General features: G+C 38.0%; 13 protein-coding genes. 7 read left to right on the forward strand and 6 right to left on the reverse strand.

The window, feature by feature from the left end:
- Positions 1–9: 9 nt before the first annotated feature.
- The 3 genes from CYO90_RS01475 to mobB are packed head-to-tail and all read right to left on the reverse strand — an operon-like array spanning position 10 to position 1,570.
- The gene (locus tag CYO90_RS01475) at positions 10–228 is read right to left on the reverse strand and encodes a hypothetical protein (RefSeq protein WP_021089706.1); all 219 of its coding nucleotides are present in this window, start codon (positions 226–228) and stop codon (positions 10–12) included.
- Positions 228–1,091 (reverse strand): class 1 fructose-bisphosphatase, encoded by an 864-nt coding sequence (locus CYO90_RS01480; RefSeq protein ID WP_239651942.1) that lies wholly within the window; start codon positions 1,089–1,091, stop codon positions 228–230. The genes CYO90_RS01475 and CYO90_RS01480 overlap by 1 nt, the downstream gene beginning before the upstream one ends.
- On the reverse strand, positions 1,091–1,570 hold the full coding sequence (mobB, locus tag CYO90_RS01485) for a molybdopterin-guanine dinucleotide biosynthesis protein B (RefSeq protein ID WP_012001396.1): 480 nt from the start codon (positions 1,568–1,570) through the stop codon (positions 1,091–1,093). Before mobB ends, CYO90_RS01480 begins: the two co-directional genes overlap by 1 nt.
- A gap of 121 nt (positions 1,571–1,691) precedes the next feature.
- Between mobB and CYO90_RS01490 the strand changes: the two genes are divergently transcribed.
- Complete coding sequence (locus CYO90_RS01490) at positions 1,692–2,171, forward strand: hypothetical protein (RefSeq protein WP_009294586.1); 480 nt, start codon at positions 1,692–1,694, stop codon at positions 2,169–2,171.
- Here CYO90_RS01490 and CYO90_RS01495 read toward each other — a convergent pair.
- The 3 genes from CYO90_RS01495 to gltX are packed head-to-tail and all read right to left on the reverse strand — an operon-like array spanning position 2,092 to position 5,304.
- Positions 2,092–3,729 (reverse strand): lytic transglycosylase domain-containing protein, encoded by a 1,638-nt coding sequence (locus CYO90_RS01495; protein WP_103578186.1) that lies wholly within the window; start codon positions 3,727–3,729, stop codon positions 2,092–2,094. The two genes, CYO90_RS01490 and CYO90_RS01495, sit on opposite strands and share 80 nt — an antisense overlap.
- Positions 3,707–4,000: a YggT family protein gene (locus CYO90_RS01500; protein ID WP_021089641.1), complete on the reverse strand. Its 294-nt coding sequence runs from the start codon at positions 3,998–4,000 to the stop codon at positions 3,707–3,709. The genes CYO90_RS01495 and CYO90_RS01500 overlap by 23 nt, the downstream gene beginning before the upstream one ends.
- Before the next feature lie 8 nt (positions 4,001–4,008).
- Positions 4,009–5,304, reverse strand: a complete 1,296-nt coding sequence (gene gltX / locus CYO90_RS01505; protein ID WP_103578187.1) for a glutamate--tRNA ligase — start codon at positions 5,302–5,304, stop codon at positions 4,009–4,011.
- Positions 5,305–5,450: 146 nt separating this feature from the next.
- Between gltX and mscL the strand changes: the two genes are divergently transcribed.
- The 6 genes from mscL to CYO90_RS01535 all read left to right on the forward strand — a co-directional run bounded on the left by mscL (position 5,451) and on the right by CYO90_RS01535 (position 10,801).
- The gene (gene mscL, locus CYO90_RS01510) at positions 5,451–5,858 is read left to right on the forward strand and encodes a large-conductance mechanosensitive channel protein MscL (protein WP_009294582.1); all 408 of its coding nucleotides are present in this window, start codon (positions 5,451–5,453) and stop codon (positions 5,856–5,858) included.
- A gap of 98 nt (positions 5,859–5,956) precedes the next feature.
- Positions 5,957–6,595, forward strand: coding sequence for a Crp/Fnr family transcriptional regulator (locus tag CYO90_RS01515; RefSeq protein WP_103578188.1), 639 nt, complete (start codon positions 5,957–5,959; stop codon positions 6,593–6,595).
- 120 nt (positions 6,596–6,715) lie between these two features.
- A complete protein-coding gene (locus tag CYO90_RS01520; protein WP_009294580.1) occupies positions 6,716–7,288 on the forward strand; it encodes a cytochrome c3 family protein in 573 nt (190 codons plus the stop codon).
- 9 nt (positions 7,289–7,297) lie between these two features.
- Positions 7,298–8,668 carry a multiheme c-type cytochrome gene (locus CYO90_RS01525; RefSeq protein WP_009294579.1) on the forward strand — a complete coding sequence of 457 codons (1,371 nt, stop codon included), beginning with the start codon at positions 7,298–7,300 and terminating at the stop codon, positions 8,666–8,668.
- Between the two features lie 221 nt (positions 8,669–8,889).
- Positions 8,890–10,110, forward strand: a complete 1,221-nt coding sequence (locus tag CYO90_RS01530) for a metallophosphoesterase (protein ID WP_258030619.1) — start codon at positions 8,890–8,892, stop codon at positions 10,108–10,110.
- On the forward strand, positions 10,004–10,801 hold the full coding sequence (locus CYO90_RS01535) for a phosphatidylserine decarboxylase (RefSeq protein ID WP_103578189.1): 798 nt from the start codon (positions 10,004–10,006) through the stop codon (positions 10,799–10,801). Before CYO90_RS01530 ends, CYO90_RS01535 begins: the two co-directional genes overlap by 107 nt.
- Positions 10,802–11,203 lie beyond the last annotated feature (402 nt).

The following is an 11,203-nucleotide window of genomic DNA, read 5'->3' on the forward strand; positions in this document are numbered from 1 at the left end:
CCTTTAAATTTAAAAATCAAATCCGCCGTCACTGCCGGTGTTGCCTTTTGACATCGAGTTGTAGCAGCTATTTACATACTCTATCCTAGTCTCGCAGTCAAAAAATGCCTCGCAGTTAAAACAGCTTTTGCGACCTTTTTGCTCCTGGCACTCTTGCATAACTTTAGCCTTTTGCTTTAGGGCTAGCTCAAATGCGTCAAGTGGCTCGTTTGCTTGTGCTTCTTGCATTATTTTTGCTCGTAAAATTTATGCAAAAGAGAAATTTCATCACGTGAGCCAAAGAAGCATGGCGTTGTTTGGTGAATTTTTTCTATTTTTATATCAAAGAGTGTTTGATTTTTGCCATTTGTCGTTGCGCCCTTTGCGTTTTCATATATAAAGGCAAATGGCAACACCTCAAAGACGACCCTTAGCTTGCCATTTGGATGATCGCTCGTTGCTGGGTAGCTAAAAAGACCGCCGCCTTTTAGTAAAATTTGATGTAAGTCGCTTACCATCGCACCTGAGTATCTTAGCCTGTAGCCCTCATTAAATAGCTCGTTTATGAAATTTCTATGCGTTTGGCTCCAGCCCTTTTGTGTAGCTCCCGTGGCGTTTAGCTTGCCTTTTTCTTTTAGCTCAAGCTCTTTTACAAATTTAAACTCGCCATCTTTGCCAAGTCTATAAAATTTAGGCAAAGCGCCCTTTTTCTCGGCAATTACAAGTTCAAGTCTTGGACCATAGATGCTGTAAGCTGCGGCTATTAAATTTTCTGGTTTTACCTCGTCTTCGTAGATACCAAAGATCGAGCCAACGGCGAAATTTACATCAACTAAGCTTGAGCCGTCGAGTGGATCGTAAGCGATGATAAATTTAGCATTTTTATTTATCTCAAGCTCGTCCTCTTTTTCTTCGCTAATTAGCGCTTTTACGCATGAAAGCTGCTTAAATTTAGCCGTGATGATCTCGTCGCTTTTAACATCAAGCTTTAGCTGGGTGTCGCCAGTTGCATTTTCGTGAGTTGTGTAGCCAAGATCGGCGTATTTTATGACCTCGCTTATCTCTTTTGCGATATCTTTAATGGTGTTAAAAATTTGGTTTAGTTCTTGCATTATACAGCCTTTGCATTTTTGATTATCCACGCACAAATGGCGTCTATATCGTCTAAATTTAGATTTGTGATCTCGTAGGGGATCTGCTCTTTATAGGTAGCGATCGCGTCTGAAAAGCTAAGATAAGCTTCATCGATCTCACCTCTAAAGACGCTTAGTCTTGGCAGTGGCAGTGTCTTTAGCCCCTCGACTAAGAGCATGTCAAACTCGCCGATCATCCTTATGACCTCGTCTATGCCTTGCGAGCTTTGCGAAAAGTAAGTCGTTCTAGTCGGACTCATCACGACTACGTCAGCTCCTGCCTGAGAAAATTTAAAGCTATCCTTGCCTTCAACGTCAAATTTGGCCTTGTCGCCTGGGTCGTGCTTGACCACAACGACCTTTAGCCCGTCATCTATAAATTTTTTTGCGACTTTTAAGATAAGTGTCGTTTTTCCGCTATTTGAAGGGCCAGAAAAAGCAATAGCAAGTCTTTTCATAAGAGCCTTTTTCGTTAAAATTTCTTGCGATTATAGCTCATATTGGCTTTAAAATTTATGAGTGAAATTTAAAAAATAAAATGCTAAAATGCGAGAAAATTTAATGTTTTAAGAGTTTTTTATGAGAAAATTTACACTATTTTTTATATTTATTTTGATGATATTTGGCTGCGCTGATCAAAAAGTGATCGTGCATGAGCCACTAAAAAATGAGCTTTTAGCCTACACAAGCAAGAGTGAGATCATAGATGGCACCGATAGAACACTCATAATCGCAACCTATCTAAATCCTATATATAACTCAAATTTAGACGAGAGCAAAGAGCACTTTTTAGTAGCTATAAACCCAAAAGAGCATGCGCAAAATTTGAGCAATATAAAGGTAAATGGCGACTCAAATGCCACAAATGCAAGGCTGCTTGATGAAAACGACGAGATGCTTAAATTTGCTGGATTTTCAATGCCTTGGGCGGTCTATTACGAAGTGACCGCACCAAGTAAGCAAAGTGATGATCTCGCGCTTAGTTTCGAAATTTATCAGTCAAAGCCGGTTTTGTTAAATTTTCGAAAAGTTGCGAAATCTTTATACTGGAACCATTAAGCGCCATATAGATCACGTAGTTTGCAAGCACTTTCTTGCCGTAGTTTCTAGTCTCAGCCACTGGGACTAGCTCGATCGATAAAAACGGCTCAAATTTCCCCTCTTTAAACATATCATCTCTTGTGATGACTTTTTTGGTAAAACCGATACCGCCGTTATACGCGTAGGCCGTAAAGAGCGGATGATAAAGAAATTTATCAAGGTAGTTTAGGTGGTGATTTGCAAATTTAAAGGCGACATCAGTTTTAAAAAGATCGTCTTGGTCAAAATTTGGAATTTTTAGCTCTTTTTTGCCGATCGCATTTGCAAGAAATGGCATAAACTGCATCATGCCAAGGGCGTAAGAGGTAGAAACGACGCTTGGGATAAAGAGGCTCTCTTGCCTTGCAAGTGCGTAGATCATCGACTTTCGCTCAGTGCTGATGCCCTCAAGCTCTGGTGAGCTTGGCATCAAAAAGTACTGCTTCTCCCAGCCATGCGCCTTTTGCATAAAGTATGCGTATGCGCCGATGCTCTCGTTTGTGTAAAATTTCATAGCAAATTCGCTTGCTTGTGTGGCGTTCATATCTTTTGCAAGAGCTGCGGTTTTGTTCCATAAAAATGGATCGCTCACGTCAAAATTTTCGATATTTTGCTTGCTAGGTCTTGGCACGATCACCTCAAGTGGCTCGCCGCCGACCAAATCTCTTGCGTAAAGTGAGTAGATATTTGCATCTTTGCTAGCACTTAGCTCTTTTAAAAAGTTCTCATCGCCGCTTAGCTCATACTGCCAAAAGGTCGCATTGTCTCTTTGCCAAGCCCTATCAAAGGTGTTTTTAGCTCTTGTGAAAAAACTAAATGCAACGTCATTTTTACCAAGCAAGATGGCGTTTAACCCAAGTGTAAATGCGTCACTCTTCTCAGTGACTGCAGGATTTATGCTAAGTAAATTTCTTCTAAAGCCTTCATATTTTTTATTAAATACGACATCGTTTAGTAAATTTGTAAAGCCCTTTTGCATGTAGAGCTTATTCATAAAATTTGCGTCAAAGCTCTCGCTAAAAAGCGCGTTTTTACTTTGCGGACTTGAAACGTTAAAAAGCTCCAAAAAGCTCTTTGCATCGTTTGTATTTGCAAAGCTAAGAGCCGGGTTTGGCTCGTTTAAAGTGCGTAAAATTCTAGCTTTTTCTGGATTTGTGCTTGCAAGATTTGCCGCTAAAATTTCACGAGTTTTGTTATCAAGTTTTAGAGAAAAGCTCATCGTTGTTAGTAAATTTTGGCAAGCCAAGCTAGCACTTGTGATGTTGCTTGCGCTTATGCCAGGACACTTGCTAGGGGCTGCTTTGGGAGGTAAAATTTTATTGATTGATTTTTGAACTAAGCCACTTTTTCTAAAAACGTCGCGTGAAAGCTCAGCTATCTGCTCTTTTGTATAGCTGCCCTCGTTTATTAAGCGGTTTATATAGTAGTCTTTTGCAAGGCTTTTTGGCTCGTTTTTTAGCTCCTCGTAGGTGTAAATTTTAGCTAAAAGAGCAACGCAGGCTAAAGAGAGGATACTAAAGTGACGCAGCAAAAACAAATAAAAGCCTTATTAAAAATTGATCTATGAGTTGAAGTGCTAAAAGCACGATGAGTGGGGCAAAGTCGATGCCGTTAAATTCTGTTTTGATGTAGCGTCTAATGAAGCTATAAACAGGATCAGTCAGCCTATAAAGTAGCTGCACGACTGGCGAGCTAGGGTCAGGCTTGACCCAGCTAATGAGAGCCGCTGCGATGACGATCCACGTATAGACCGTGATGATAAGGTGCAAAATGTTTGCGATCGCTGAAAATAGGGTGGAAAGTATCATTTTTGCTCCTAGATTAAAATTTTGCCTAGATCATCTTTGATGAGTGGATAGAGCTCGCTAAGCTCAGGGCCGTGAAGGTCGTTTGTAAGCAGCGCACGTAGCGGCATGAAAAAGTTTTTGCCTTTTAAATTTGTAGCGCTCATAAGCTCTTTTTTAAACTCATCAAAGCTCTCGCACGGTTTTAAATTATGAGCTGCTTTTTTGATGATCTCAAATTCGTTTTTGTACTCATCTGGAGCTATTTTTGGTGAGTATATAGCCTCTACTTTTGCCTTTATCTCAGGCACTAGCGAGCTTTCTTGAGTGTAAAATTTAACTAGCTCAACCTTGCTATCATCCACGCCAAAGATCTCTTTTATGCGCTCTTTTGAAGCAAGCTTGATGTGCTCTCTATTTATCTGCTCAAGTTTTTTCACGTCAAATCTAGCAGGCGAGCGTGAAATTTTGGTTATATCAAACCACTTTACTGCATCTTCGATCGTAAAAATTTCAGTTGGAGTTTTGTTGCCAAGAAGTATCAGATAGTTTGCGATCGCCTCAGGTAAAAATCCCTGCTCAAAGAGCCATTTTACGCTTGATTCGTTCTCGCGCTTACTCATTTTTTTACCCTCTATATTTAAAAGGATAGGCAAATGCGCGTAGTTCATCTTGCCGGTGTATCCAAGCCCCTCACGTATGAGGTCTTGCTTTGGTGTGTTGCTCACGTGATCCTCGCCGCGTATGACAAAGGTAACGCCCTCAAGCATATCATCAACTGCGCAGGCGAAGTTGTAAGTCGGAGTCTTGTCTGCTCTCATGATGACAAAGCTATCAACAGCGTCTGGCTCGAAGCTTAGCTCGCCCTTGATCGCGTCTGTAAAGCTCATCGTGCGTGTTGGTTTTTTCATGCGGATGACAAATGGCTTCTCGCAGTTTAAAACTTCAGCGTCGCTTAGCCTCTCGCAGGTGCCGTCATATCTATATGCCACGCCTTGCTCTTTTGCCTTTTGTTTTTTTGCCTCAAGCTCTTCTTCAGTGCAAAAGCAAGCAAAGGCCTTTTTATCGATGAGAAGCTTTGAAGCAAGCTGTCTGTGGAATTTTAAATTTTCACTTTGGATGTAAATTTGCTCTGGTTTTATGCCAAATTTGCTCAAAATTTCTAAGATATCTTTCTCTTTTCCCTCGATATTTCGCTCTTTGTCGGTATCTTCTATGCGTAAAATAAAACCACTTTTATCTTGCAAAGAACAAATATAGTTGAAAATAGCAGCACGTAAATTTCCTATGTGCATATCTCCTGTTGGAGAGGGTGCAAAACGATACATAAGCTCATTCCTTACGTTAAATTTGAAGTTTGGATTATAACACTCGCTTGATAAATTTAAAGTTATGTAGTTTTAAATTTTTAGGCCAAGCAAAGCATATTTTTTATAAAATCCGCACGAGAATTTAACTATTTATAGGAGAAAGAATGAGTTTTATCAGCGAATTTAAAGAATTTGCGATGCGCGGAAATGTCATAGATATGGCAGTTGGTGTTGTTATCGGTGGGGCATTTGGAAAGATAGTTTCATCGCTAGTTGGTGATATTATTATGCCAGTGGTTGGTGTTATAACAGGCGGTGTAAATTTCACTGATCTTAAGCTAACACTAAAAGAAGCAGCAGAAGGTGCGCCAGCTGTTACGATAAACTATGGCTCATTTATACAAACAATGGTTGATTTTTTAATCATTGCATTTTGTATTTTTTGCGTCATCAAAGCTTTAAATACACTTAAAAATAAACTACCAAAAGAAGAAGAGGCAGCTCCTGCAGAGCCTGAAACTCCGGCTGATATAGCACTTCTAACTGAGATCAGAGATCTTCTTAAAAAATAAATTCTTAAATCAAAGGGAGAAAGCTCCCTTTGAAATCCGTTAAATTTTGTCCTATTTTTTATGCTAAAATGCTTTTTCATCTTAAAAGCGAGTGAAATATGATAGAACAAATCCCATTTTTCCAAGGCCTTAGTGCCGATGACCTAGCCAAACTTGAAGCAATAAGCGTTGTTAAAAAATACAAAAAAGGCGAGTTTTTATTTATAGAGGGCGAGGAGCCAAAGTGGCTTACATTTTTGATAACTGGCTCGGTTAAACTTTATAAAACTACGGCAAATGGCAAGGAAATTTTTATCCATCAGCTTGCACCTATGAATTTTGTGGCTGAAGTTGTAAATTTTGAAAATATCCCTTATCCAGCGAGCGCCATTTTTACTATCTCTGGCGAGGTTTTAAAGATAAATTATGAAAAATTTGAAGCACAATTTTTAACAAAGCCAGAAATTTGCATGAAATTTCTAAAATCAATGGCTCAAAAGATAAGAATAACTACAAATTTACTCCACCAAGAACTAATACTTAGCTCTGAAGAGAAGGTGGCTAGGTTTATTTTAGATCATGAAGATCTATTTAATGAACTAAAACATACAAAAATTTCATCAATACTCAATATGACTCCAGAAACTTTTTCGAGAATTTTAAATAAATTTAAAACAAATGGTTTAGTCAAACTTGATGAGAAGAACCAAATTTTGGAAAAAGATGTAGGTGGGCTACAAGAAATTTATTCTTATTGAAAGTTAATATCAAATAAATATTTTCATTTACTTAAAGAAAAAATTTATATTTTTTTGGATAACATTCACCTAAAATTTTCGTAAAAATTCACGATATATTGATAAATTCAGGAGGAAAATTTGGCTGAAGTTAAGAAGAAATTTTTTGTTTGGTCATCTGTGATAATAGGCATCGTAATCGGCCTTATCGCTTCTATGGGCATAGCTGATGCACTTCATGCGACTGGTAGCGGCTACATCTGTACCATTTGTCACACGATGGATCCTATGAATGCTGCATATCATGAAGATGTACACGGCGGCAATAACAAGCTTGGCATAAAAGCTGAATGTTCAGCCTGTCACCTAAACCATACAAGTGCCTATACCTATGTACTTACAAAACTTAAAGTATCGATAAATGATGGCTATAAGACATTTTTTACAGATACAGACAAGATCGACTGGCGTAAAAAACGCGAGCACGCATCTCACTTTGTCTATGATAGTGGATGTTTGACTTGCCACTCAAATTTAAAAAATGTTATTCAAGCTGGCAAATCATTCTTGCCACATAGAGATTATTTCGTTCTTGGAAATCCTAATAAAAAATCATGTGTTGATTGCCACGAGCACGTTGGCCACAAGAATTTAGGACTACAAATCGATAAATTTGAAGCAATTAAAAAACAAGAAAACAATAAAACCAAGTAAGGAGGAGAGATGTTTAAAAAGTCGCTAATGTTATTAGCCTGTCTAATGTCTTTTGGCTTTGCCGCAAACATGGATGCAAATAAATCTGACGCTTTAAACCTTAATGTTGTAAAAAACATTAAAGTTGCTCACAAAATGTCAGACTTATCAAAAAGCTGTGTTGAGTGCCACGCTAAAGAGACACCCGGCATAGTTGCCGATTGGAAAAATAGTCGCCACGCTCACGTTGGCGTAAGTTGTATGGATTGCCACTCTGTAAATGCAGATAATCCTATGGCTTCAGTTAAGGTGCATCCAAAAGATTCTAACAACCACGTTTCAATGCTAGTTAGCCCAAAAACTTGTGCTAAGTGCCACGAAAACGAAGTTGATGAACTAGTAAAGAGCGGTCACGCAAGAGCTGCTATGCAAATGTATGCTAATCCTGCAATGGTGAAACTAATGTATCACTATGAGGGAGCAGATCATCCTGACTTTAAAATGGCTCCAGATGCCACTGGTTGTTCTCAGTGCCACGGAACCGTCATCAAACTAGACGCTGATCACAAACCTACAAAAGAGACTTGGCCAAACTATGGTATAGGCAATGTTTATCCAGATGGTGGCGTAGGTAACTGTAAATCATGCCACAGCGCGCACACATTTAGCGTAGCTGAAGCTAGAAAACCAGCTGCTTGTGCATCTTGCCACCTTGGACCTGATCACCCAGATATTGAGATCTTTAACAACTCAATGCACGGACATATCTATAACAGTGAAGCTCACAAATGGAACTTTGATGCTGCTCCTGATACATGGGATGTACCAGACTTTAGAGCTCCAACTTGTGCAGCTTGCCACATGAGTGGTGTTGGTGAAACAACAACAACTCACAACGTTTCAAGAAGACTAAAATGGAACCTATGGGGCATCAGCAGTAAGCTAAGAACAGCTGGTGATGAACAAGCTGCTGCTATTTACGAAAAAACTGGCAAACTAAACATAGGAACACCTCTAGCAGGTCACCCAAGTGGCGATCCTGAAAAAGCACGTGCTGAGATGAAACTAGTTTGTAAAGCTTGCCACTCTACAACTCACACAGATAACTTCTTCATTATGGGTGATAAACAAGTAGAGCTTTATAACGTTTATAGCGCTGAAGCAACTAAGATGCTTGAAGAGTTGAAAGCTAAAAACCTACTACTAGAAGATGCTTGGTCAGATGAATTCCAAGATGTCTATTATCATATGTGGCACCATGAAGGTCGTCGTATGAGACAAGGCGCTCTAATGGGTGGCCCTGACTACTCACACTGGCATGGTGTATTCGAAGTTAAAAATGATATAAGAAAACTTCGCAAGATCTACAAAAAAAGAATGGAATCTGGTAAAGTAGAGTAATACTTTTTAAGGTGGGAGTTTTTCCCACCTTTTTATTTTTAAATTCCAAAATTTTATCTTTTAGTTATTATCCTAAAGCAAATACCTTTTAACAATTATTTTTATAAATTTAAATTATAAAATCATACGGCTTAGCACTACAAATTGTTCTAAATAATTAATAAAATCTATAATGTAAATTTAAAAATATAAAATATAATCTTTGTTTTTAAGGAGATATTTTGGGACTTTTTCGGATCATTATCGGGGCATTTATCTTTAGTGTTCTTACAAATTTATACTCATACAAACGTTTTATCAAAAAGGTATCTTTTTTTACTCCACACCTTAAAAAAATTCGCATATTTTTCTATATTATTAGTGTGCTTGAGTTTGTATTTGTTCTTCAACTAAGATTTTCCTTTTTAAATATAGAGCTCTATCTGATAGCAGGAACGCTCATTGGTTTTTCTCTATTTTTATTTGGCATTAGTTTGTTTTATGATGTTGTTAGATCCATTTGCTCAAAAGCTCATTTTAATCCCACAAGACGAAAATTTATTAAATTTTGCTTTGATGTGACATTTGTTGTTTTTATAGTTGCTTGCTTTTTGAAAGGAATTTTTAATGCACTTACTCCGCCAAAGATCAGACAGGTTAGTATAAAAATAAAAAATTTACAAAGTGATCTAAAAATAGCCATGATAACCGACGTGCATATTGGCGAGTTTTTGCAAAAGGATTTTGTGGCTGAGCTTGTAAAAGAGATAAATTTAGCTAGACCAGATCTGGTGGTGATAGTTGGCGACTTGGTTGATATGAGAGCTGAGCTTATAGGTGATTTTTTAGATCCATTAAAAAATCTTAAAAGCACCTATGGCACCTTTTATGTCCCTGGTAATCACGAATACTACCACGGAGTTGATGGGATACTAGAAAAAATTCGCGCTCTTGGCATTGGGATACTTGGCAATAAAAATGAAAAAATAGCTGGTATAAATTTGGCAGGGGTCTATGATCTAGCTGGCATAAGATTTAAAAATTTAGAGCCAAATTTAGACGAAGCACTAGCTGGACGCGACCCAAATTTGCCTACCATCCTACTCTCTCATCAGCCAAAATTTATAAAAACTATGCAAAAAGATGTCGATCTAGTCCTTTGCGGTCACACGCACGCTGGACAAATTTTCCCTTTTAGTATCCTAGTTTTGCTGGATCAAGGTTTTTTACATGGGCTTTATAAGATTAATGATAAAATGCAAGCTTATGTTAGTAGCGGCGCAGGATTTTGGGGACCTCCGGTTAGGATATTTGCTCCCAGTGAGATCGCTATTTTAAATTTAAGCAAGGACCAAAATGAACAAGGACAATCTCTTCTCTCAAATTTTTGGCAAGGTAGCAAGATTAAACTTTTTCAAGCCACTTCAAGAGCTTATCAACTCCTTTTATGTAAAGCTATTTAAGATCGATATGAGCGAGTTTAAGCCAGCAAGTGAGTATAAAAATTTAAACAAACTTTTTACTAGGGAGCTTTTGAAGCCAAGAGAATTTGACGCAGCAGATGAGATATTTATAAGTCCTGTTGATGGTACCTGCCTTAGTTTTGGCGCCACGAAAGAGCTAGAAGCTTTTAGTATAAAAGGCATGAGCTACGGGCTAAAGGAGCTTTTGGGGCAGGGCGAGCTTGAAGGCGAGTTTGACTTTGCCAATATCTATCTTAGCCCAAAAGACTATCATCACTATCATGCACCTTGCGATATTACGATAAAAAAAGCGGTTTATATCCCAGGTAAGCTTTACAGTGTGGCGGTAAAATGGCTTGGCAAGGTCGATAGCCTTTATACCAAAAACGAGCGTGTGGCACTACTTTGTGAGATGAAAAATAGCAAAAAACTTTGGCTAGTTTTTGTGGGTGCGCTAAACGTTGGTAAGATGAAATTTTGCTTTGATGAGCGCATCCAAACAAATGCGATGGCAAATTTTACGCAAATTTATGAGTATGAAAATTTACACATCAAAAAGGGCGAGCGTCTTGGAAATTTCGAGCTTGGCTCAACCATTGTCATACTTAGTGAAAAAGATGCGATCGAGTACAACCTCTTTGAAAACAAAGAGCTAAAATTTGCTGAAGCGATCGGTAGGATAAAAGAGTAAATTTGATCCAAAGCTAGCCTGATGTCAAATTTACAGGCTAGTGAAATTTCTATTTTTACCTAAGCCACTTTGAAAACAAATTTGATCTACTGGCAGCTTAGATCAATTCAAAAACCTGCAAATCCTTAGCTAAATTTTGATTAAAATCGTTTTGCTAAAACGCAAGCTATTTTAATCAAAGCGGCAAATTTCCCAGTAAAAATTTAAATTTTATCTCATATAAATTTACTAAAGATACAAGCCTATAAATTTAGTTCAAATTTATAGGCTAAGCAAAAACTCAAATCTTAAATTTTATAAACTTAAAGTTGTTCTTTAATTCATTTTGGGTCGAATTTATCTCGCTAAGCTCTGATTTTACAAAGTTTGTAAGCTCTATCTTGCTCACGCTTGGAGATAGGA

It is taken from the genome of Campylobacter concisus (genome assembly GCF_002913745.1).
GTDB lineage: Bacteria > Campylobacterota > Campylobacteria > Campylobacterales > Campylobacteraceae > Campylobacter_A > Campylobacter_A concisus_R.